This is a genomic window from Salipiger sp. (assembly GCF_048261495.1).
In the GTDB taxonomy this organism is placed as follows: domain Bacteria; phylum Pseudomonadota; class Alphaproteobacteria; order Rhodobacterales; family Rhodobacteraceae; genus Salipiger.
In genome coordinates, this window is record NZ_JBLXFX010000004.1 from 137,040 (window position 1) to 159,306 (window position 22,267).

Annotated in this window: 20 protein-coding genes; 11 read left to right on the plus strand and 9 right to left on the minus strand. The window is 67.0% G+C overall.

Annotation, left to right across the window (positions count from 1 at the left end; all coding sequences use genetic code 11):
• Positions 1-46: 46 nt before the first annotated feature.
• The gene (locus tag ACN0RJ_RS09865) at positions 47-1,159 is read right to left on the minus strand and encodes a Ppx/GppA phosphatase family protein (RefSeq protein WP_417719099.1); all 1,113 of its coding nucleotides are present in this window, start codon (positions 1,157-1,159) and stop codon (positions 47-49) included.
• Between the two features lie 33 nt (positions 1,160-1,192).
• Positions 1,193-1,891 carry a sulfotransferase family 2 domain-containing protein gene (locus tag ACN0RJ_RS09870; protein WP_417719098.1) on the minus strand — a complete coding sequence of 233 codons (699 nt, stop codon included), beginning with the start codon at positions 1,889-1,891 and terminating at the stop codon, positions 1,193-1,195.
• Between the two features lie 255 nt (positions 1,892-2,146).
• Here ACN0RJ_RS09870 and ACN0RJ_RS09875 point away from each other — a divergent pair, with 255 nt between their 5' ends.
• The 4 genes from ACN0RJ_RS09875 to ACN0RJ_RS09890 are packed head-to-tail and all read left to right on the plus strand — an operon-like array spanning position 2,147 to position 5,120.
• Positions 2,147-2,443: a virulence factor gene (locus tag ACN0RJ_RS09875; RefSeq protein ID WP_417719097.1), complete on the plus strand. Its 297-nt coding sequence runs from the start codon at positions 2,147-2,149 to the stop codon at positions 2,441-2,443.
• 24 nt (positions 2,444-2,467) lie between these two features.
• On the plus strand, positions 2,468-3,391 hold the full coding sequence (locus ACN0RJ_RS09880) for a methylenetetrahydrofolate reductase (RefSeq protein WP_417724145.1): 924 nt from the start codon (positions 2,468-2,470) through the stop codon (positions 3,389-3,391).
• 17 nt (positions 3,392-3,408) lie between these two features.
• Positions 3,409-4,071 (plus strand): HAD family hydrolase, encoded by a 663-nt coding sequence (locus ACN0RJ_RS09885; protein WP_417724146.1) that lies wholly within the window; start codon positions 3,409-3,411, stop codon positions 4,069-4,071.
• Positions 4,068-5,120, plus strand: a complete 1,053-nt coding sequence (locus ACN0RJ_RS09890) for a methyltetrahydrofolate cobalamin methyltransferase (RefSeq protein WP_417724147.1) — start codon at positions 4,068-4,070, stop codon at positions 5,118-5,120. Before ACN0RJ_RS09885 ends, ACN0RJ_RS09890 begins: the two co-directional genes overlap by 4 nt.
• 188 nt (positions 5,121-5,308) lie before the next feature.
• Here ACN0RJ_RS09890 and mfd read toward each other — a convergent pair whose 3' ends face one another.
• On the minus strand, positions 5,309-8,779 hold the full coding sequence (mfd, locus tag ACN0RJ_RS09895) for a transcription-repair coupling factor (RefSeq protein WP_417724148.1): 3,471 nt from the start codon (positions 8,777-8,779) through the stop codon (positions 5,309-5,311).
• 32 nt (positions 8,780-8,811) lie between these two features.
• Positions 8,812-9,339 carry a component of SufBCD complex gene (locus tag ACN0RJ_RS09900; RefSeq protein WP_417724149.1) on the minus strand — a complete coding sequence of 176 codons (528 nt, stop codon included), beginning with the start codon at positions 9,337-9,339 and terminating at the stop codon, positions 8,812-8,814.
• Positions 9,340-9,438: 99 nt separating this feature from the next.
• Here ACN0RJ_RS09900 and hemB point away from each other — a divergent pair, with 99 nt between their 5' ends.
• Positions 9,439-10,437 (plus strand): porphobilinogen synthase, encoded by a 999-nt coding sequence (gene hemB, locus ACN0RJ_RS09905; protein WP_417724150.1) that lies wholly within the window; start codon positions 9,439-9,441, stop codon positions 10,435-10,437.
• Positions 10,438-10,563: 126 nt separating this feature from the next.
• On the plus strand, positions 10,564-11,118 hold the full coding sequence (locus ACN0RJ_RS09910; protein WP_417719090.1) for a YSC84-related protein: 555 nt from the start codon (positions 10,564-10,566) through the stop codon (positions 11,116-11,118).
• A 156-nt stretch (positions 11,119-11,274) separates the two neighbouring features.
• Here the strand turns inward: ACN0RJ_RS09910 and ACN0RJ_RS09915 are convergent, their stop codons facing one another.
• Entirely contained in the window at positions 11,275-11,544 is a 270-nt protein-coding gene (locus ACN0RJ_RS09915) for an usg protein (protein WP_417724151.1), read from the minus strand.
• A 191-nt stretch (positions 11,545-11,735) separates the two neighbouring features.
• Here ACN0RJ_RS09915 and gyrA point away from each other — a divergent pair, with 191 nt between their 5' ends.
• The gene (gyrA, locus tag ACN0RJ_RS09920) at positions 11,736-14,498 is read left to right on the plus strand and encodes a DNA gyrase subunit A (protein ID WP_417724152.1); all 2,763 of its coding nucleotides are present in this window, start codon (positions 11,736-11,738) and stop codon (positions 14,496-14,498) included.
• Here gyrA and ACN0RJ_RS09925 read toward each other — a convergent pair.
• Positions 14,459-15,097, minus strand: a complete 639-nt coding sequence (locus tag ACN0RJ_RS09925; RefSeq protein ID WP_417719087.1) for a hypothetical protein — start codon at positions 15,095-15,097, stop codon at positions 14,459-14,461. The two genes, gyrA and ACN0RJ_RS09925, sit on opposite strands and share 40 nt — an antisense overlap.
• A gap of 98 nt (positions 15,098-15,195) precedes the next feature.
• Here ACN0RJ_RS09925 and ACN0RJ_RS09930 point away from each other — a divergent pair, with 98 nt between their 5' ends.
• Positions 15,196-15,885 (plus strand): M48 family metalloprotease, encoded by a 690-nt coding sequence (locus ACN0RJ_RS09930; RefSeq protein WP_417724153.1) that lies wholly within the window; start codon positions 15,196-15,198, stop codon positions 15,883-15,885.
• Between the two features lie 15 nt (positions 15,886-15,900).
• Here the strand turns inward: ACN0RJ_RS09930 and ACN0RJ_RS09935 are convergent, their stop codons facing one another.
• Both ACN0RJ_RS09935 and ACN0RJ_RS09940 read right to left on the minus strand, forming a co-directional pair.
• Entirely contained in the window at positions 15,901-17,043 is a 1,143-nt protein-coding gene (locus ACN0RJ_RS09935; RefSeq protein WP_417724154.1) for a hypothetical protein, read from the minus strand.
• Complete coding sequence (locus tag ACN0RJ_RS09940; protein ID WP_417724155.1) at positions 17,043-17,822, minus strand: SDR family oxidoreductase; 780 nt, start codon at positions 17,820-17,822, stop codon at positions 17,043-17,045. Before ACN0RJ_RS09940 ends, ACN0RJ_RS09935 begins: the two co-directional genes overlap by 1 nt.
• Before the next feature lie 145 nt (positions 17,823-17,967).
• Here ACN0RJ_RS09940 and ACN0RJ_RS09945 point away from each other — a divergent pair, with 145 nt between their 5' ends.
• Positions 17,968-18,984 (plus strand): Hint domain-containing protein, encoded by a 1,017-nt coding sequence (locus ACN0RJ_RS09945; protein WP_417724156.1) that lies wholly within the window; start codon positions 17,968-17,970, stop codon positions 18,982-18,984.
• Positions 18,985-19,090: 106 nt separating this feature from the next.
• On the opposite strand, the gene ACN0RJ_RS09950 is transcribed toward ACN0RJ_RS09945, so the two are convergent.
• On the minus strand, positions 19,091-19,345 hold the full coding sequence (locus tag ACN0RJ_RS09950) for a Rho termination factor (protein ID WP_417724157.1): 255 nt from the start codon (positions 19,343-19,345) through the stop codon (positions 19,091-19,093).
• Positions 19,346-19,436: 91 nt separating this feature from the next.
• Here ACN0RJ_RS09950 and ACN0RJ_RS09955 point away from each other — a divergent pair, with 91 nt between their 5' ends.
• Positions 19,437-21,044: a peptide chain release factor 3 gene (locus ACN0RJ_RS09955; protein WP_417724158.1), complete on the plus strand. Its 1,608-nt coding sequence runs from the start codon at positions 19,437-19,439 to the stop codon at positions 21,042-21,044.
• A 309-nt stretch (positions 21,045-21,353) separates the two neighbouring features.
• Positions 21,354-22,214, plus strand: coding sequence for a choice-of-anchor L domain-containing protein (locus ACN0RJ_RS09960; RefSeq protein WP_417724159.1), 861 nt, complete (start codon positions 21,354-21,356; stop codon positions 22,212-22,214).
• Positions 22,215-22,267 lie beyond the last annotated feature (53 nt).

The following is a 22,267-nucleotide window of genomic DNA, read 5'->3' on the forward strand; positions in this document are numbered from 1 at the left end:
GCGGACGGGGCAGAGCCCCCGATTTTCCGACGAAAAATCGTCTCCCCTATAGCGGCCCGTCCTCGAGAACGCCATCCGCCGACATTTGCGCGTAGAGCAGGCCCTCGCGCAATCCCCGATCCGCCACCGACAACCTGTCGGTCGGCCAGAGCCGCAGCAGCGCCTGCAGGATCGCCGCCCCGGACATGATCAGCGCCTGGCGATCCTGTCCGATGCGCGGATCGCGCCGCCGCCCGGCCGGACCCATCTCGAGGTAGCGCTGGATCACCGCGTCGATCTGGTCCGAGGTCATGCGCAGCCCGTCCACCTTGGTCCGGTCGTAGCGCCGCAGCCCGAGGTGCGAGGCCGCGACCGTCGTCACCGTGCCCGAGGTCCCCACGATCTGGAACCCCTCGCGGGCCTGCACATCCTTGTAGGGCGCGAATTCCGACAGATGTTCCTCGAAGAACCAGCTCATCAGCGCATAGCGCGCGGAATCGTCGTCCACGTCGGAAAACTGGTCGCGCAGCGTCGCCACGCCGAGCGGGACCGAGATCCAGTCGACCACCTTGGCCGCCGGAAACGGGCTCTCGGGCGGATGGAACCCGGCATGCAGCCGCATGATGGCGCGGGGTCGGTCGCGATGCGGCACCGAGGAGAGGTCGATCCAGACCAGCTCCGTCGAACCGCCGCCGATATCCACCACCAGAAGCTGTTCGGTCTTGGTCGACACCAGCGGCGCGCAGGAGATCACCGCCAGGCGGGCCTCCTCCTCGGGCTGGATGATCTCCAGTTCGAGCCCGGTCTCGCGCTTGACCTGGCGGATGAAATCGCGGGCGTTCTGCGCGCGGCGGCAGGCCTCGGTCGCCACCAGACGCATCCGCGTCACCTCGTGACGCGCGATCTTCTGCTGGCATACCCGCATCGCCCCGATGGTGCGCATCATCGAGGCGCGGCTCAACCGGCCGCTGTGTTCCAGACCCTGCCCGAGCTGGACGGATTTGGAAAAGGAATCAACGACATGGAACTGACTGCCCTTGGGCTGGGCAATCAGCATGCGGCAAGAATTTGTACCCAGATCCAGCGCGGCATAGAGCGCATGAAGATCGGGCGGTTGCGGCGCGGGGCTCTCTACCGGTCTCGGGAACGCGCCCGCACCTTTGGGACGCCTTGGCGCCATGGTCAGAGCGCCTTTCCGAATGTGAAGTTGGGATCAGGATACGCGGCGCAACGGTCCCGTGCAAGGGACAGCCGCCGGTTCGGCCAGGGGGTTTGCGTAGAAATCGCGCAGATAGCGATATTCTTCGGCAAGATGATCGCGGATCGCCCGCTGCGCCTCTGGGCCAAGATCGTCGAAGGACAACTGCAGGCTGCTGCGGTTCTCGCGCAGGATTTCCACCGGCCGGCCGCTGCGCGCACTCAGTTCCTCGCCGAGCGAGGCAAGCTCGGTGGTCTTCAGCACCCGGTCGTAGGCCCCGAGATCGGGCCCCAGGAACAGCCAGGCCGGCAGCACATGATGCTTGATGACCGAAGACGCGGCCACGTAGGCCTTGAGATTGCAGAAGAAGAAATCCGGGTCAGGGTCCTTCGGCAGATCGACCCGCCCGCGCAGGATGTTGCGGCAGTTGTGCAGGTCGCGCCGTTCCACCACGCGGTTGGTGTAGACCGACAGCAGCCGCCTGAGCGGATCGCGCACGACGCAGAAGCGCCAGTAGCCACCGTATTGCGCCCAGCGGTGCGGGCGGAATCGGACGGTGGGATAAAGACCGTGCCAGGTCATCACGTCGCGCTCGTCCTCGGGGGGAAGCGTCACCGACGGGTCGATCTGCGCCAGTGCCGCCTTGACCGTGGAACAGCCCGCCTTGGGCAACGCCATGTAGGCGATCCTGTGCGCGTCTACCGCGATGACCATGCGCTGCCCGTTTCCGCCCCGTAGCTTCCGGATGTCGCAAGGCTACATGACCGCGCGGAACGGCACAACGCCGGGCAGGATTGAATTTCATTCATTATTTACATTGGAATATTTCACGCCCCGCGGCATGGCGGCCCCCGGCCATCCCGCATAGGGTGGCGGCGTCGCTCATCGCGCGCCACAAGTCGAAATCCGACCCCGGCGCCTTCGGCGGCCCGGCTAAACAGGTCCTACCGGACAAGGGGAATCAAGAGCATGCCCGACGTCACCATCGTCTACTGGCGCGACATCCCGGCCCAGATCATCGTGGGCAAGGGTCGCCGCGGCGCCAAGGCGGTGCTGCCGGAACGCTTCGAGCAGGCGATCGACCGCGCGGCCATGAAGGTGGGGGCGGCGGAAACCGACGCCTACCTCGCGGAATGGCGCAAGGCCCCTCCCTATCCGGTGGACGGCGATCCCGACGCGGTGGCGAAAGCCGAAGCGGCGCGGATCGACGCTGAGTACGATCAGGACCGCCTGAAGGCGCTGATCGCGAGCGATGGCTGGGCATGACGCCCGATGACATGGGAGAGCCTTATGGGCCTTTTGACTTTCCGCAAGCGCGCTGAACCGGCCTCCGTCAAAGGCGGGATCGAGGGTTTCCTCGCCGGCTATTCCATCGAGGTGATGCCCCGCACCGCCGCGAAGGTGGAAGATTTCCGCGCCCTGCTGCCCGAAGGCACCCGTGTCTACATCGCCCATATCGACGGCACCCCGATCGACGACATGGTGGGCACCGCACGCCGTCTTGCGGCGGACGGGTTCGAGGTGATGCCGCATTTCCCCGCCCGCATCATCCGCGACAAGGCCATGCTCGCCGACTGGATCGCCCGCTACCAGGGCGAGGCGGACGTGCGCGGCGGGCTGATCCTCGCCGGGGGCGTGGCAGAGCCCCGGGGCGATTTCCACTCCTCCATGCAGCTTCTCGAAACCGGGCTGTTCGACGGGGCGGGTTTCGACCGCCTGCACGTGGCCGGCCACCCCGAGGGCAATCGCGACATCGACCCCGAGGGCGAGGCGCAGGTCATGCAGGCCGCGCGCTGGAAGCAGGATTTCGCCGAGCGCACCGATGCGGCGATGGCGCTGGTCACCCAGTTCGCCTTCGAAGCGGCGCCCGTCGTCGACTGGACCCGCCGCCTGCATGCGGCGGGTGTCGGCCTGCCGGTCCACGTCGGCATCGCCGGCCCGGCCCGTCTCCAGACCCTCATCAAGTACGCGGTGGCCTGCGGCGTCGGCCCCTCGTTGCGGGTGCTGCAGAAACGCGCCATGGACGTGACCAAGCTTGTCATGCCATACGAACCGACCGGACTGGTGGCCGAGCTTGCCGCGCTGAAGGCGGCCGATCCCGCCTTCCCGGTGGCACAGGTCCATCTTTTCCCGCTCGGCGGGATCACGCAATCCGCAGAGTGGGCGGCCGCGCATGGCGGGGCCTCCGCCCTGCCCGCCGCCCGCGCGGTATAAGGTAAAATCGGAACGGCATGAGCAAGGCACTTCTTTTCGATCTCGACGGCACCCTGCTCATGTCCGATCCGCTGCACTACGCGGTCTTCGCCGAGATGTTCGCGGCGCGCGGGCGCGTTCTGACCCCGGCGATCTACGCCTCCGACATCCACGGCACCCACAATCTCGACAGCTTTCCGAAACTGTTTCCCGGCGAGGACGCGCAGGGCCTCTCGGACGCCAAGGAAGCGATGTTCCGCGACCGTCTGGGCGATGGCGCCGCGCCGATGCCGGGCCTCGTGGCACTGCTGGACCTTGCCGCGACGCGGGGCTGGGCGACGGCGGTGGTGACCAATGCCCCCCGCCCCAACGCTCTTCACATGCTCGACGCCATCGGTCTGCGCGCGCGCTTCGACCCGGTGGTGATCGGTGACGAATGCACCCGCGCCAAGCCCGACCCCGAACCCTATCTCGTCGCGATGCGCGCCCTCGGCCTGCGCCCGCAGGATTGCATCGCCTTCGAGGACAGCGAAAGCGGCATGGCCGCGGCGGCGGCTTCGGGCGCCCATGCGGTCGGCATCCGGTCGGGGCTGGACGACGCGCGGCTGCGCGCCGCGGGGGCCGCGATCACCATACAGGATTTCAATGATGACGCGCTGCCGGATGTGCTGGCGCGCCTTGCAGGAGAGACCACCCAATGACCAGGACCGTTGTCGAGTCCAAGACCAAGACCGCGATCATCGGCTTCGACCAGCCGTTCTGCGTGATCGGCGAACGCATCAACCCGACCGGCCGCAAGAAGCTGGCGGCGGAACTGGAAGCGGGCGATTTCTCGACCGTGGAAAAGGACGCGCTGGCGCAGGTGCTGGCCGGGGCCAACGTGCTCGATATCAACGCGGGGGTCGTCTACAACTCAAACCCCAACCCGAACGAGACCGAACCGCCCCTGATGCGCAGGATGATCGAGCTGGTGCAGGGACTGGTGGACGTGCCGCTCTGCATCGACAGCTCGGTGCCCGGCGCGCTCGAGGCCGGGCTGCAGGCCGCCGAAGGCCGCCCCCTGCTCAACTCGGTCACCGGCGAGGAAGACCGGATGGAACTGGTCCTGCCACTGGTGAAGAAATACAACGTGCCGGTGGTGGCGATTTCCAACGACGACACCGGCATTTCGGAAGATCCCGAAGTGCGCTTCGCCGTGGCGAAGAAGATCGTCGAGCGGGCCGCCGATTTCGGCATTCCCGCCCATGACATCGTGGTCGATCCGCTGGTCATGCCCATCGGCGCCATGGCGACGGCGGGCCAGCAGGTCTTTGCCCTGGTGCGCAAGCTGCGCGACGAGCTGGGCGTGAACACCACCTGCGGCGCCTCCAACGTCAGCTTCGGCCTGCCGAACCGCCACGGCATCAACAACGCCTTCCTGCCGATGGCCATGGGGGCTGGCATGACCTCGGCCATCATGAACCCGGTGGCGATGCCGGTGACGCAAAAGGCGATCGCCGAGAAGAAGGCGGCGGTCGAGGCCGCGGGCATCGTGCTGCCCGCCGATATCGACGACGAAACCTTCGTGACGCTCTTCGGCCTCGGCTCGACCAAGGTCCGCCCCGGTTCCGAGATGACGGCCATCCGCGCCGCGAACCTGCTGGTCAACCAGGACCCGCACGGCGGCGGCTGGATCGCCTTCAACAAGCCCGCGGATTCCGGCGGCGAAGGTGGCGGACGTCGTGGCGGCGGACGCCGCCGGCGCGGATGATTCCGCGCATCGCCGGAACCTGACCCACCCGTCCCGACAGTCCGGCACGGCATGTGCCGGACTGTCGTTTCGCCGCGCCGAAGAAGCGGAAGACCGGCAAGGGCACGCCCCGTCCTTCTTCTTGTTTCAAATACGCAAAGGGGGAATGCGCCGAAGGCGCAGGGGGCGAAGCCCCGACTCTTCCCGCCTCAGGCCTTTTCCTTGCGCGGCTTGATCGCTCCGGACTTTTCCGCCAGGTCGCGGGCGATGGCGAAGGCACCCTTGATCTTGTCGGCATCGGTCTTCCAGTCCCGCCGGATCACGATCCTGTTGTCCTTGACCTTGGCCAAGCCATTCTGTTCGTTGATGAAAGCGACCAGGCCCTCGGGGCGGGCGAATTTGTCGTTGTGGAACTGGACGGTCGCGCCCTTCGGGCCGGCGTCCAGCTTGGCGATGCCCGCGTGCTTGCACATCGCCTTGATCCGCACCACCAGCATCAGCGTGTTGACCTCGCGCGGGAGCTTTCCGAAGCGGTCGATGAGTTCGGCGGCGAAGCCTTCGAGCTCGACCTTGGTGGTGAGTTCGGAAAGGCGGCGGTAGAGGCCGAGGCGCACGTCGAGGTCGGGCACGTAATCCTCGGGGATCATCACCGGCACGCCGAGATTGATCTGCGGCGCCCACTGGCCGTCGTCGTCGGTCAGCCCTTCCAACTCGCCGGAGCGGATCTTGGAGATCGCCTCCTCCAGCATCTGCTGGTACAACTCGTAGCCCACGTCGCGCATCTGTCCGGACTGTTCCTCGCCGAGGAGGTTTCCCGCCCCGCGAATGTCGAGATCCTGCGACGCCAGCGTGAACCCCGCCCCGAGCGTATCGAGCGATCCGAGCACCCGCAGGCGCTTTTCGGCGGTATCGGTCAGTTTCGCGCGGGGCTTGGTGGTCAGGTAGGCATAGGCCCGGGTCTTGGAGCGCCCCACCCGTCCGCGGATCTGGTAGAGTTGCGACAGGCCGAACATGTCGGCGCGGTGCACGACCATGGTGTTCGCCGTGGGAATGTCGAGCCCGCTTTCCACGATGGTCGTCGCCAGCAGCACGTCGTACTTGCCGTCGTAGAAGGCATTCATCCGCTCGTCGAGCTCGCCCGCCGCCATCTGCCCGTGCGCCACCACGAAGGACACCTCGGGCACCTGTTCGCGCAGGAATTCCTCTATTTCGGGAAGGTCCGAAATGCGCGGCACCACGTAGAAGGACTGCCCGCCGCGATAATGCTCGCGCAGGAGCGCCTCGCGGATGGTGATGCCGTCGAATTCGCTGACATAGGTGCGGATGGCCAGGCGGTCGACCGGCGGCGTGCCGATGATCGACAGGTCCCGCACCCCCGACAGCGACAGCTGCAGCGTGCGCGGGATCGGCGTCGCGGTCAGCGTCAGCACATGGATGTCGGTGCGCAGCTGCTTCAGCCGTTCCTTGTGGTTGACGCCGAAATGCTGCTCCTCGTCGATGACGAGCAGGCCGAGATTGTTGAACCGGATGCCCTTGGCAAGCAGCGCATGGGTGCCGACGGCAATGTCGACCGTCCCGCGCGAGATACCCTCGCGGGTCCGGGCGGCATCCCCCGCCGAGACGAAGCGCGACAGCGGCGCGACATTGATCGGAAAGCCGCGGAACCGTTCGGCAAAGCTCTTGTAATGCTGGCGGGCAAGCAGCGTGGTCGGCGCGATCACCGCGACCTGCACCCCCGACATCGCCGCGACGAAAGCCGCGCGCATCGCCACTTCGGTTTTGCCGAAGCCCACGTCGCCGCAGATCAGCCGGTCCATCGGCTGGCCGCTGGTCATGTCGGCCAGCACATCCTCGATGGCCCCGAGCTGGTCGTCGGTTTCATTGTAGGGAAAGCGCGCGCAGAAGCTTTCCCAGGCCCCCGGCGGCGGGTCGATCACCGGCGCCTTGCGCAGCGCGCGTTCCGCCGCGACGCGGATCAGCTTGTCGGCAATCTCGCGGATGCGCTCCTTGAGACGGGCCTTCTTGGCCTGCCAGGCGCCGCCGCCGAGCTTGTCGAGCAGACCCTCCTCGTGCCCGTAGCGCGACAGCAGTTCGATGTTCTCGACCGGCAGGTAGAGCCTTGCCGCTTCGGCATATTCCAGCAGCAGGCATTCGTGTGCCGCGCCCGCGGCCGTGATCACCTCGAGCCCCTGGTAGCGGCCGATGCCGTGGTCCACGTGCACGACGAGGTCGCCCGGCGAGAGCGATTGCGCCTCGGTCAGGAAGTTCTCGGCCTTGCGGCGCTTCTTCGGCGCGCGGATCAGCCGGTCGCCCAGCACGTCCTGTTCCGAGATCACCGTCAACCGGCTGCCGTCGGGCAGCGGCGCCTCGAAGCCCTGCTCCAGCGCCCAGACCGCAAGATGCAGCCCGCGCTTGCCGATGCGGGTGCCGTTCATCACCGGGATGGCCTCGGCCAGTCCCTCGTCCTCGATCAGGCCGGTGAGACGTTCGCGCGCGCCCTCGGACCAGGAGGCGATGAGCACCGGACCGGCCTGCATCCGTGCCGTGACGTGATCCGCCAGGGCCCCGAAAAGGCTCAGGGATTCCTGCTGGCGTTCGGGTGCGAAATTGCGCCCGATGCGGCCGCCCGCATCCACCACGCCGGGGCCGGAGGCCTGCGGCAGCGGGTGGAACTGCACCACCCGGCGGGCGCCGATCGCGGCTTCCCAGGCGGCGTCGTCAAGGTAGAGCTCGCCCGGCGGCACCGGCTTGTAGACCGAATCCACACGCTTCTTCTGCGCCATGGCATGACGGCGCGTGTCGTACTGGTCCTTGATGCTGTCCCACCGCGCGAGGCGCGCCGGGGTCGACTGGTCGTCCATCAGCACCGGCGTGTCGGGCAGATAGTCGAAGAGCGTCTCAAGCCGGTCGTGGAAGAAGGGCAGCCAATGCTCTATCCCCTGCTGCTTGCGCCCGGCGCTGACCGCCTCGTAGAGCGGATCGTCCGAGCCGCCGGCGCCGAACTCCACCCGGTAGTTCTGGCGGAAGCGGGTGATCGCGGCCTCGTCCAGGATCACTTCGGAAACCGGGGCCAGCTCCACCACCTCCAGCTTTTCGGTGGTGCGCTGGGTCACCGGATCGAAGCGGCGCGCCCCGTCCAGCACGTCGCCGAACAGGTCGAGCCGCACCGGCCCCCCCTCGCCCGGCGGAAAGATGTCGATGATGCCGCCGCGCACGGCGTAATCGCCGGGCTCGGTCACGGTGGGCGCCTGGCTGAAACCCATGCGCACCAGGAAATGCCGCAGCGCGCTTTCGTCGACCCGGTGGCCGACCCGCGCGGTGAAGGCCGCCTCGCGCAGCACCTCGCGCGCGGGCAGTCGCTGGGTCGCGGCGGAAAGCGTGGTCAGCAGCACGAAGCGCGCGGGCATGGCATGAACCAGCCCGGCCAGCGTGGCCATGCGCGCGGAGGAAATATCGGGATTCGGCGACACCCGGTCATAGGGCAGGCAATCCCAGCCGGGAAAGGCCACCACGGGCATGTCCGGCGCGAAGAACGCCAGCGCCTCGCGCATCGCGGCCATGCGCTTGTCATCGCGCGAGATGTGGATGACGGGGCCGGAGGTCTTTTCGACCTCGGCCAGCACGAGGCGCGCGTCGAACCCTTCGGGCGCGCCGCCCATGATGATGGTGTTTCGGGACATGACAGCGCAAATGGCGTGACGCGGCGGCCGCGTCAACCGCCGAGGACGGCGATCGACATGTTCTGGTACATTCCCCAGAGCGCGGTGACGAAGATCGCCAGCATGCCGATCATCTGCGTATAGAGGCGGTGCCGGGTGAGCTTCTTCCACAGATCCGGCCCGCTCAGCGCGTTGCGCTGGATGCTGGAGGCGGTGAAAACGCTCATCACGCCGACCATCATCATCGGGAAGCCCAGCAGGAACAGCGCCTGCGCCAGCTCGACCCGGTAGAGGAAGCCCAGCAGCACCAGCCCCGTCATCACCGCGCAGCCGATGCCCACCAGCCAGAGCCCCGCCTCGTGGGCGATGAACAGGATGCGGTTCACGTTGATGCGGGTCATGTCCTCGAGATCCTCGTGCGCCTGCCCGCCGAGACGGCGCGCGCGGGCCACCATGTCGAAGGGAACGCCGAGCACCCAGTGGCTCGTGGAAGACCAGGTGACGGCCAGGGCGATCCAGAACCAGAGGTTCGAGAAGGAACGCATGTCGATGGTCTCTAGAACGATGCGGTACCAGTCCAAGGGCCTGTATCTTCCTATGGCATCGGCCCTCGGAATGGGGCCTTGTGACAGCCGCCTTTCCATGCCACCCAAGACCGGCCTTTACAAGGGAGTTGCCCGATGAAACCCGTGGTTGCCGCTTTTCCCGCCACACGCCTCCGCCGGCTGCGGAAATCCCCCGCCATCCGGTCGCTCGTGGCGCAATCGACGCTGTCGCCGTCGGATTTCATCTGGCCCGTCTTCGTGCGGGACGGTGACGGCGTCTGCGAACCGGTGGCCTCGATGCCCGGCGTGAACCGGCTGTCGGTCGACAAGGTGGTCGAGGCGGCGCACGAGGCAAGCGCGCTCGGCATTCCCGCGATCTGCCTCTTTCCCTACACCGACCCCGCCTTGAAGACCGAAGACTGCGCCGAGGCCTGGAACCCCGAGAACCTGTCGAACCGCGCGACGCGCGCGATCAAGGACGCGGTGCCGGACATCGCGGTGATGACCGACGTGGCGCTCGATCCCTACAGCAGCACCGGGCATGACGGCTTCGTGGTCGGCGGCGAGATCGTCAACGACGAAACCGTCGAGGCACTGGTCAAACAGGCGCTGAGCCAGGCCCGTGCCGGCGCCGACATCATCGGCCCGTCGGACATGATGGACGGACGCATCGGCGCGATCCGCTCCGAACTGGAGCGCGAAGGCTTCCGCAACACCCTGCTGCTGAGCTACGCCGCGAAATTCGCCAGCGCCTTCTACGGGCCGTTCCGCGATGCGGTCGGGGCCTCCGGCGCGCTCAAGGGCGACAAGACCACCTACCAGATGCAGCCCGGCAATTCCGACGAGGCGATGCGCCTGATCGAGCGCGATCTCTCGGAGGGCGCCGACATGGTGATGGTGAAACCGGGCATGCCCTATCTCGACATCTGCCGCCGCGCCAAGGACATGTTCGGCGCGCCGACCTTCGCCTACCAGGTCTCGGGCGAATACGCGATGCTCGCCGGCGCGGCGGAACGCGGCTGGCTCGACCACGACCGCGTGATGATCGAAAGCCTCACCGGCTTCAAACGCGCCGGATGCGACGGCGTGCTGAGCTATTTCGCGCCGAAGGCCGCGCGGCTGCTCAATTCCTAGCGGGTTGCCGCGCATCGGGGCGCGATATGGTGACAGGACGGGTCCCCGCGCGTATACTCCGGCTCAACCGGCGGTACGGCCGGAGCACAAGAGACGTTCACAGGCACACGAGACAGGACACGAGCAATGATGATTTCCCGACGCGGGCTCACCCTTGGATTGGGGGCCACGGGCCTTCTGGCTGCTTGCGGCAACGGCATCGGCAGCACCGGCAGCGCAACGATCGACGCGCGCGTCGACACGACGCTCAGCCAGATGTATTCGCAATTTCCCGGCACGGTGAGCCTGTCGCAGAAGGCGGCGGGCCTGCTGGTCATGCCGCTTGTGACCGAGGCCGGGCTCGGGCTCGGCGGCGCCTACGGGCGCGGCGCGCTCCGCGTGGGCGGCGCGACGGTGGATTACTACTCCATGGTGCGCGGCTCGGGCGGCCTGCAGATCGGCGCACAGCAATATGCGCATGTGCTGTTCTTCATGACCGAAGAGGCGATGCTCGATTTCCGGCGCTCGCCGGGCTGGGCGGCGGCCGCGAACATCGAATACGCCACCCCGGAAAAGGGCGAGACGCTGGCGGCGGAAACCACGACCTCCATGGCGCCGGTGATCGCGGTGATCTTCGGCCAGTCGGGCCTGCGCCTCGGCGCCACGCTCGAGGGCACCAAGTACACGCGCATCATTCCCTGAACACGGCGGGGGCTCCGCCCCCTCGCAAGCCGGGGCTTGCTTTCCCCCGGGATAATTCCGGCCAGAAGATGCCGGGGGATCGGTCCCGGTTTCTTCTGGCGCAAAATATCCCGGGGAGTCGCGCGAAGGCGCGACGGGGCAGCGCCCCGGGCAGGCTCAGTGGTAGCGGAATTCCCCCACCACCTGGCGCCATTCCCCCGCGCCGAGCATCTTGCGGTGGGTGAAGCGGATCGAATGCAGCGGACCCTCGATCGAGTCCTGCCAGAATTCGATGAACTTGAACAAGCGCGGGTGATCCGGGGCCAGGTCGTAGTCCTGCCACACGAAGGTGTTCAGGACGGACCGGAAATCCGGCATGCGGTAGAAGATTTCCGCGGTCGTCAGGCCGTAGCCCTTGAGCATCAGTTCGGTTTCACTTTCCTGCATCGTTGACCCCTGTAAGTCATCCTGTCAAACAGCCTGCCGGGTGAGTCGTTCATTTTCAATGAAAACAGCGTGTTAGCCACCGATGCCCCTGGCTGACAGGATTCCGTGCCACGCATCCTTGCGCCCTACATCCTGTCTCTGATATAGTCCGCGATAACAAAATATAGCACAAAGACGGACAGGCGATACACGTGAACGACACGCCGGAACCCCCTGAAAACGAAGACGAAACGCCCAGACCGGAACGTGCGGTGCACAGCGGTCCGGCGATTTCGATCATCGACGAGATGAAGTCGAGCTATCTCGATTACGCGATGAGCGTGATCGTGAGCCGGGCCATCCCCGACCTGCGGGACGGCCTGAAACCCGTGCACCGACGCATCCTTTATACGCTCTGGGAGAACGGTCAGACCAAGTCCAAATCCTATCGCAAGTGCGCGACCGCCGTCGGCGACGTCATGGGGCGCTATCACCCCCATGGCGACTCGGCCGTCTACGATGCGCTGGTCCGCATGGCGCAGGATTTCTCCATGTCGCTGCCGCTGATCGACGGTCAGGGCAATTTCGGCTCCATGGACGGCGATCCGCCCGCCGCCTACCGCTACACCGAATCCCGGCTGGAGCGCACGGCCGAGGCGCTGCTGGAGGATATCGACAAGGAAACCGTCGATTTCGTCCCCAACTACGCCAACGAACGGCTCGAACCCACGGTGCTGCCGGCGCGCTATCCCAACGTCCTGGTGAACGGGGCCGAGGGCATCGCGGTCGGCATGGCCACACGCATTCCGCCGCACAACCTCGGCGAGGTGGCCGATGCCACGCTGGCGCTCATCGCCGAGCCGGATCTCACCTCGGAACAGCTGATCGAGTACATCCCGGCCCCGGATTTCCCCACCGGCGGCATCATCCTCGGGCGCTCCGGGGCGCGCAAGGCCTACCTCGAGGGGCGCGGCAGCGTCATCATCCGCGCCAAGACGCGGATCGAGGAGCTGCGCAAGGATCGCTACGCCATCGTCGTGGACGAGATCCCCTACCAGGTGAACAAGGCCACGATGATCGAGCGCATCGCCGAATGCGTGCGCGACAAGAAGATCGAGGGCATCGCCCACGTCCAGGACGAATCCGACCGCAACGGCGTCCGCGTCGTGGTCGAGCTCAAGCGCGACGCGACCGCCGAGGTGGTGCTGAACCAGCTCTTCCGCTTCACGCCGATGCAGGTCAGCTTCGGCTGCAACATGCTGGCGCTGAACGGCGGCAAGCCCGAGCAGCTGACCCTGCGCACCTTCCTGACCGCCTTCCTCGACTTCCGCGAGGAGGTGATCGCGCGGCGCACCGCCCACCTTCTGCGCAAGGCGCGCGAGCGCAGCCATATCCTCTGCGGCCTCGCCGTGGCGGTGTCGAACGTGGACGAGGTCGTCGCCACGATCCGCCGCTCGGCCGATGCCTCCGAGGCGCGCGAGGCGCTGATGGCGCGGCGCTGGCCGGCGCACGAGATCGCGGCCTACATCCGGCTGATCGACGATCCGACCCACACGATCAACGAGGACGGCACCTACAACCTGTCCGAACTGCAGGCCCGCGCGATCCTCGACCTGCGGCTTCAGCGCCTGACCCAGATCGGCGTGAAGGAAGTCACCGACGAGCTCGAGGAACTGGCGAAGAAGATCAAGGAATACCTCGACATTCTCGGCTCGCGCGAGCGGATCATGGAGATCATCAGCAACGAGCTGATCGCCGTGCGCGACCAGTTCGCCGTGCCCCGCCGTACCGAGATCGTCGACTGGGCCGGGGATCTCGAGGACGAGGACCTGATCGAGCGCGAGGACATGGTGGTGACCGTCACCCAGTCCGGCTGGATCAAGCGCACCCCGCTGACCGAGTTCCGCTCGCAGCGGCGCGGCGGCAAGGGGCTGTCGGGCATGGCGACCAAGGATGACGATGTCGTCACCCAGCTATTCGTCGCCAACACCCATACGCAGCTGCTGTTCTTCACCACCGACGGCATGGTCTACAAGCTGAAGTGCTGGCGTCTGCCGCAGGGCGGGCGCACCTCCAAGGGCAAGGCGATCGTCAACATCCTGCCGATCCCGGCGGGGGTCTCGATCGCGGCCATCATGCCGGTGGACCGGGACGAGGAGGATTGGGACGACCTGCAGATCGTCTTTGCGACCTCCAAGGGCTCCGTGCGCCGCAACCGGCTTTCGGATTTCACCAACGTCATGCGCAACGGCAAGATCGCGATGAAGTTCGAGGGCGAGGATGCCGAGACCCGGCTCATCAACGCGCGCATCTGCTCCGAGGATGACGACGTGATGCTGGTCACCAATTCCGGCCGCGCCATCCGCTTCCCGGTGCCGGAGGTGCGGGTGTTCAACTCGCGCAGCTCCACCGGCGTGCGCGGCGTCAAGCTGACCAACGGCGACGAGGTCGTGTCGATGTCGATCATCCGGCATTTCGACGCCGAAGCGGACGAACGTGCCTCCTATCTCAAGATGCGCCGCGCCATGGCGGGCCTTGCCGACGATACCGAGGCGACGGATGCCCCCGAGGAGGAAGAGGGCAATGCCAACAGCCCGCTGCCGCCGGAGCGTTATGCCGAGATGTCGGCGGCCGAGAACCTGATCCTCACCATCACCGCGCGCGGGTTGGGCAAGCTCAGCTCCTCGCACGATTATCCGGTGCGGGGCCGGGGCGGTCTCGGCGTCACCGCATGGGAGAAATCCATGCGCGGTGGCGAGATCGTCGCCTCCTTCCCGGTCGAGATGGACGACCAGATCATGCTTGCCACCTCGACGGGCCAGTCGATCCGCGTGCCGGTCGACGGAATCTCGTTCCGCTCGCGCAGCGCCGGCGGGGTGAAGGTCTTCAACACCCGCGAGGGCGAGATCGTGGTCTCGGTCGCGTGGATCGCCGATCAGGGCGACGAGGTCGAGGAAGAGCCGTCCGGCGAGTAACCTCGCCGGACCATCAGGGTCATCGCGCCGCCGGGAGACGAAAGGTAGTCGACCGCGACCAGCGCGATCCCGTTGTCGGCGGCGGTGTCCATCACCTCGCCCAGCGTGACGCTGACCAGGGTTTCCGGCCCGGTCAGCGTGTCGCGAAAGGCGCTCTCCGCCCCGTCCCGCGTCCAGATCGGAATGCACAGCGCGCCGCCCTGCAGCGTCGCCGTGGCAAAGCGGTGCGGTCCGGACCGGAAGGCCTGCACGATCTCCCTCGCATCGTAGCCCCGCACCGGGTGATCGGGCGGAACGGCGTGGGTCTCATCCTCGCTGGGGCGGAATTCCATGTCGAAATAGGACAGCGACCAGCCGATTTCGTTGCGCCGGAGCGCGCTTCCCACCGGCAGGCTCTGCAGCGGCAGCGGCAATCCGCGCAGATGCGACAGGTAGGCGAGCCGGATGGTGAACAGATCGTCGGAATCGCTCTGATCGAGGCATTGCGTCGAACAGGCCGCCGCCCAGTGGCCGCTGCCGAGATTGACGATCAGCCGCGCCGAAACCAGAGCACGCCGCACGTGCTGGCAGATATAGCAGGAAAGTTGCAGTTCATGCATGGCGCGGCGCCCGGATCATGATGGTCAAGTCTAGTCAATAAATGGAATTAAAACCAATTCCCCTTGGCGTATGTCCATGCGTTGACCATATTTTGCAAATGTTCAAGCTGACACCCATCCTTCTGGCCATGCTTTATGCGGTGGTGATGTACCGGTTCTCGGCCTGGCGCATGGCGCGGGAGCTTGACGCCCGCTCGACCGTGCTGGCCGACAAGCGCCTGCACGACCTGACCCGGCGCATGGCCGAGTCGCTGGATCTGCCGCGCATCCAGGTGCACATCTACGAGATTCCGCAGGTGAACGGGCTGGCCGCGCCGGACGGGCGGATCTTCATCACGCGGGGATTCCACGACCGCTACCGCGCGGGCGAGGTCACGGCCGAGGAGCTGGCCTCGGTCATCGCGCATGAACTGGGGCACGTGGCGCTGGGGCATTCGCGGCGCCGGATGATCGACTTTTCCGGACAGAACGCCGTGCGGGTCGCGCTCAACATGGTGCTCGGACGGTTGCTGCCGGGCCTCGGGACCCTGCTCGCCAACCTCGTGGCCTCGCTGCTGGCGGCGCGGCTGTCGCGTTCGGACGAATACGAGGCCGACGCCTATGCCGCCGCCCTGCTACACAAGGCGGGGATCGGAATCGGGCCGCAGAAATCGCTGTTCCGCAAGCTTGAAAAGCTCAGCGGCGGCGCGGGGGGCGCCCCTGCCTGGCTGCTGTCGCACCCGATGACCCACGAACGGGTCGCGGCGCTGGAAAAGCTCGAGGCGCGCTGGACCTCGGTGCCGGGCTGAGGCGCGCCGCCGCGCCTAGGCCGGAAGCAGCTCGAACCCCGCCTCGGCGACGTCGCGCCCGTTGACCTGGACGATGACGGCATGCGGCCCCGGATGCAGGGTGAAGGTGGTCGCATTGCCCTTGAGCCGGTGGCGTTTCCCGAGGTGCAGGGGCACTCCCGGGGTCAGGTCGCCCGCGCCGAGCTTGAACACCTTTTCGGCGCTCCCGCGCGGGCGATGAAAGCGGAGCCGGTAATCCACCAGCGCGGCCCCCGCGCTTTCGGCTTCCAGCGTGACGGTGAACGACAGTTCCTCCCCCACCCGCAGCCGGTCCGAGGCAAGGCCGAGCTCGGCGCGCACCGGAAGGTCGGCACGATAGCCGAGAAAGCCGAGCGCTCCGGGCTCGCCCCGTTTCACCGCCGTCCTCAGCGCATGGCGCGCCATCCAGTCGAACTCTGCCGGGGTCTGCGCGCCCGCCGCCCGCCACCGGTCGAGACGGTCGAGCAGCGCCTCGGGATGAAGCCGCGACAGGTCGTTGAGATGGTTGGCCACCGAGCGCGTGACAAAGCGGGTCGGGTCGGCGTGCAGCCGGTCGAGCAGCGGCAGCGCCCGCAAGGGGTCAAGCGTGATCCCCGCCCCCCAGGGCAGACGCGGGCGGGTGCCTTCGCTGACCAGCCGCCGGACGTGGTAGTTGGGATCGTCGGCCCAGAGCGCCATGCGCGCCAGCACCTCCTCGGGCCAGCGGTCGAGGAAGGGGCGGATCGCGTATTCCATCGAAAACCGCTGCGTGGCGGCGTGGATCAGGTCCAGCGCCCGCTCGGGATGGTCGAGCCCGTGGCGCGCGGCGAGAACGCCGTGCACCGCATGGATGAAACGCCCGAAATCGTCGTCCCGCAGCGCCGGGTCGAGCGGCGGCGGCAGCGCGGCCTCGAGCGAATTCGCCATTTCGGGAAATGCCGAAGGAAGCTGCGCGGCGAGGCCGTCGGCCATAACCTCGAGCCGGGCATGCACGCCGAGCCCGTCCAGCCGGGGTACGGTCTCATCGACGAACCGCCCTGCGTCGAAGCCGGGCAGCACGGCGAAGTCAGCCGCAAGATCGCTGAGCGAAGCGCGGTTGAAGAGCTGGTCGGCAAGGGAAAATCCCGCGCCGCCGCCCTGCCCGTCCGGACCCCGCGCCATCAGATCGTCGCGAAGGTTTCGCCGCCGTCGAGCACGATGTTCTGGCCGACGATATAGCCCGCATGGGCCGAGCACAGGAAGGCGCACATCTTGCCGAACTCGTCGGCACGCCCGTAACGCCCGGCGGGAATGCGCGCCTCGCCCCGGCGGCGCGCCTCTTCCATGGAGATCCCCTCCCGCTCCGAGGTGACGCGGTCGAGCTGGCCGATGCGGTCGGTGTCGTGCACGCCCGGCAGCAGGTTGTTGATGATGACGCCCTTGTCGGCCACCTGCCGCGAGGTGCCCGCGACAAAGCCGGTCAGACCGGCGCGCGCCGAATTGGACAACCCGAGGTTGAGCAGCGGCGACTTGACCGAGCGCGAGGTGATGTTGACCACCCGCCCCCACCCGCGCGAGATCATCGCCGGCATCAGCGCCTGCATCAGCGCGATCGGCGTCAGCATCGAGCCGTCGAGCGCGTCGAGGAAATCCTGCCGGTCCCAGTCTGACCAGATCCCCGGCGGCGGGCCGCCGGCGTTGGTGACGAGGATGTCGACCTGCCCCGCGGCTTCGAGCACGCGGGCGCGGCCGTCGGGATCGACGATATCGGCGGCGACCGTGACCACCTCGACCCCGTGGGCGGCGCGGATGTCGGCCGCGGCGGATTCGAGCGCCTCGGAGCCGCGCGCATTCATCACCAGCGCGCAGCCCGCTTCGGCCAGCGCCTCGGCGCAGCCGCGTCCCAACCCCTTGGACGAGGCGCAGACCAGCGCCCTCTTGCCCGATATTCCCAGATCCATTGCGTCTTCCTTCCCGTTCTTGCGGCATGGTGCCGGTCGCAAGGCTATTTGATGCCACAATCACCTGGCATACAATGCCTGCATTGCGAGCCGGGCGCGGCCCCGGCCGGGGCCGGTTGCGGCCTCAAGCGGGGACAGGCCGACCATGACCGAGTTCGACAGCGCGCGCCCGGCGCACAGCGTCAGCGTCTACCCGGCAGAGCAGTTGCGGGTGGTGGGCGGCGCCAATCTCGGGGATGCGCTGGGATTTGCGGACGAACTGCTGCTCGACGACATCTACCGGCTGTCCCCCGCGGCCGCCCCGCAGCGGCTGGGCCTTGCCCCGTCGAGCCGCCTGCCTTTCACCATTATCCCCGGCACCGGGATCGGCACGCCGGGCGCGGATCTGCATCTGGATTGCTGCCTTACCTTCATGTCCGGCGACGGGCGCACGACCGAGGGGCTCGTGCTGGTCGAGACCGATGCACGGGGCGACGCCGCGCGGGTGATGTTCCTGCCGCTCGGCCTGCTGGCGGCCGGGCAGGATCTTGCGCTGGTGGGCATCAACCGCGAGGTGGCGCTGCAGAAATTCGCGCGGGTGGCCTGCGTGTCCTTCACCCGTGGCACCTTGATCACCATGGCCTCGGGCGCGCAGCAACCCGTGGAGCGGCTGCGCATCGGCGACCGGGTCTTGACGCGCGACGACGGGGCGCGCGAGGTGCGCTGGATCGGCCATCACACGGTGCGCGCGGTCGGGGCCTTTGCGCCGATCCTCATCCGGGCGGGGACCCTCAACAACGCCCGCGATCTGCTGGTCAGCCCGGATCACCGGCTGTTCATCTACCAGCGCCGCGATCACCTGGGCGCGGGGCGCGCGGAGTTGCTGGTGCGGGCGCGCCACCTGGTCAACGGGAACTCGGTCGTACGGGTGAGCGGCGGCTTCGTGGATTACTACCAGATGCTTCTCGACGCACATCAGATCATCTATGCCGAGGGAATCGCGGCGGAATCGCTGCTGGTGGACACCCGGACCCGGGCCGCCCTGCCGGGCGAGGTCGACAGCGCGCTGGCGCATCTTCTGCCCCTGCACCGGCGCAGCGATCATGGCGCGCTGGAGGTGCAGGAGGCCCTGTTGCACCGCCCGGACGCGGCGGAGGTGCTGCGCAGATCCTCGACCAGTTGAGGGATAGCGCCGCCTGACGGCGTCGCCGTGGCGCGCCTTCGGCGCGCGTCGGGGGCGCTGCCCCCTGTCCCCCCGGGATATTTCGGGCCAGAAGAAATCCGGGGCGCTAGTGATGGCGCAGGGCGTCGATGAGCTGCGCCTTGGTCATGGTCGAGCGGCCCTCGATGCCGATCTCCTGCGCGCGCTTGTAGAGCGCCTGTTTCGCGCGCTCCTCGTAGGCGGTTGCCTTGCCGCCCTTCTCGGAGGGATGCATGTCGGGATTGGCGGCGGCATTCGAGATGCGGGCGGCCTTTTCCTTCGACATGCCCTTGTCGCGCAGGGTTTCGTAGAGGTCTTCGTCCTTGAGGCTCGGGGTCGGCATGGCGCTCTCCTTTCGCGGGGAAACGACGCGGGCGCGGCCGGGGTTCCGCGAGGCCATTGCAGGGGGGCAGCGGCGCGGCTATATGCGCGCCATGCTGGACACCGCCACAAACCGCCCGCCCCTTCCGCCGGAAATCGCCCGGCGCCGTACCTTTGCGATCATTTCGCACCCCGATGCGGGCAAGACCACGCTGACGGAGAAGTTCCTTCTGTACGGGGGCGCCATCCAGATGGCCGGCCAGGTGCGGGCCAAGGGCGAGGCTAGGCGCACGCGTTCGGACTTCATGAAGATGGAGCAGGAGCGCGGGATTTCGGTCTCGGCCTCGGCGATGTCCTTCGACTACGGGGACTTCCGGTTCAACCTGGTGGACACGCCCGGACACTCGGATTTCTCGGAAGACACCTATCGCACGCTGACGGCGGTGGATGCGGCGGTGATGGTGATCGACGGCGCGAAGGGGGTCGAGAGCCAGACCCGCAAGCTGTTCGAGGTCTGCCGGCTGCGGGATCTGCCGATCCTGACCTTCTGCAACAAGATGGACCGCGAGGCGCGCGACACGTTCGAGATCATCGACGAGATCCAGGAGAACCTGGCGATCGACGTCACGCCGGTAAGCTGGCCGATCGGCATGGGGCGCGATTTCATCGGCTGCTACGACCTGATCCGCGACCGGCTGGAGCTGATGGACCGGGCCGACCGCAACAAGGTGGCCGAGAGCATCGCCATCGAGGGGCTGGACGATCCGCTGCTGGAAAAGCACGTTCCCGCCGCGCTGCTGCAGACCCTGCGGGACGAGATCGAGATGGCGCGCGAACTGCTGCCCGCGCTCGACCCGCAATCGGTGCTCGAGGGGCACATGACGCCGATCTGGTTCGGCTCCGCAATCAATTCCTTCGGGGTGAAGGAGTTGATGGACGGCATCAGCAAGCTGGCCCCCGAGCCGCAGCCGACCCGTGCCGAGCCGCGCGAGATCTCGCCGGAGGAACCGAAGGTGTCCGGCTTCGTCTTCAAGGTGCAGGCCAACATGGACCCCAAGCACCGCGACCGCGTGGCATTCGTCCGCCTCGCCTCGGGGCATTTCGAACGGGGGATGAAGCTGACGCATGTCCGCTCGAAGAAGCCGATGGCGATCTCGAACCCGGTGCTGTTCCTTGCCGCCGACCGCGAGCTGGCGGAGGAGGCCTGGGCCGGCGACATCATCGGCATTCCGAACCACGGACAGCTGCGCATCGGCGACACGCTGACCGAGGGCGAGACGCTGAAGGTGACCGGCATTCCGTCCTTTGCGCCGGAATTGCTCCAGACCGTGCGGGCGGGCGATCCGATGAAGGCGAAGCACCTGGAAAAGGCGCTGTTCCAGTTTGCCGAGGAAGGCGCCGCGAAGGTCTTCAAGCCGAACATCGGTTCGGGCTACATCGTGGGCGTGGTCGGCGCGCTGCAATTCGAGGTGCTGGGGGCGCGGATCGAGCAGGAATATTCCCTGCCCGTGCGGTTCGAACCCTCGCAGTTCACCTCGGCCCGCTGGGTGTCCGGCGGCAAGGTGGCGGTGGACAAGTTCGTCAACGCCAACAAGCAGCACATCGCCCATGACAACGACGGCGACATCGTCTTCCTGACGCGCCTGCAATGGGACATCGACCGCGTCGTGCGCGACTACCCGGACGTGACGCTGAGCGCGACGAAGGAAATGATGGTCTGAGAAGTGCCGCGCCCGGTCGGGCGCGGCGCCGCGATTTCGGGTTTTTCGATGATGGCCGAAAACCGCGATGCGAGGTGGGCCGTGCCGGGTGCCACACCACACGGATGCAGCCATTTGATCTTGCATAACCTTTGCGTGTATTTCGCCCGTTTTCCGGGCTGAGACAGGACGCGACGCCGTCAAATTTACCCGACGTACATTCGACAATTCGAAATTCATTTACGGAGTGTCGGGCCGGTGCTACTTCGCTCGCGGGCAAACAAAAAAACGTGAATGCCCGTCACGAGCAACGATACAGAGCATCTCTCAATGAAGACATCCAGTTTCGGTGTGGCCATCGCGGCCGCACTGGTCTCGTCGTCGGCCTTTGCCGCGACGGTGACGACCGACAACGTCGCCGCCAACCTGGCGGCCGCCACCCTCGGCGCGTCGAGCGGCATCACCATCCAGTCCGGGTCCGAGACCCTGGGCGGCGTCGCGACGCAGCAGGGGACCTATGCCGGGTTCGACCAGAACGGGCTGACCATGTCCGACGGCGTCGTCCTCACCACCGGGTCGGCGGCCTTCGGGACCGACAACACCTCGTCCAGCATCAGCAACACGACCGGCACGGCGGCCTATCAGCCGATGGTCGACCTGGCGGCGGCGAACGCCCTGAGCACCGTGCAGAACGACACCAACGTTCTCAGCTTCGACTTCATCCTCGACAATGCGCTGGCAAACGCGGTGACGGGCCAGTTCCTGTTCGCGACGGATGAATTCCCGGACCAGTCAGTCACCGATATCATGGCGATCTTCGTCAACGGGGTGAACTATGCCTTCTTCCCGAACGGCGACCTCGTGTCGAACCAGTCGGGCAATCCGAACGACTTCTTCAACGACAACACCGCCAACGCCTTCAGCATCGAGTGGGACGGTCTGACGGACGTCTTCACCTTCACGGCGCTGGCCAATGGCGGCAACGCGATCAACAACATCACCTTCGCGGTCGCGGATACCTCGGACTCCGGCTATGACAGCGCGCTGTTCATCACCGGGCTGCAATCGACCACGACCAGCGGTTCGGGCGGCATCGGCGAGACCTCGACCGTGCCGCTGCCGGCGGCGGGCTGGCTTCTGCTGGCCGGTCTGGGCGGCATCGCGGGCCTGCGCCGTCGTCGCAGGGCCTGAGACGCCCCGGCACGCGAGACGCATGGAAAGGGGCGCCCGAAGGCGCCCCTTTT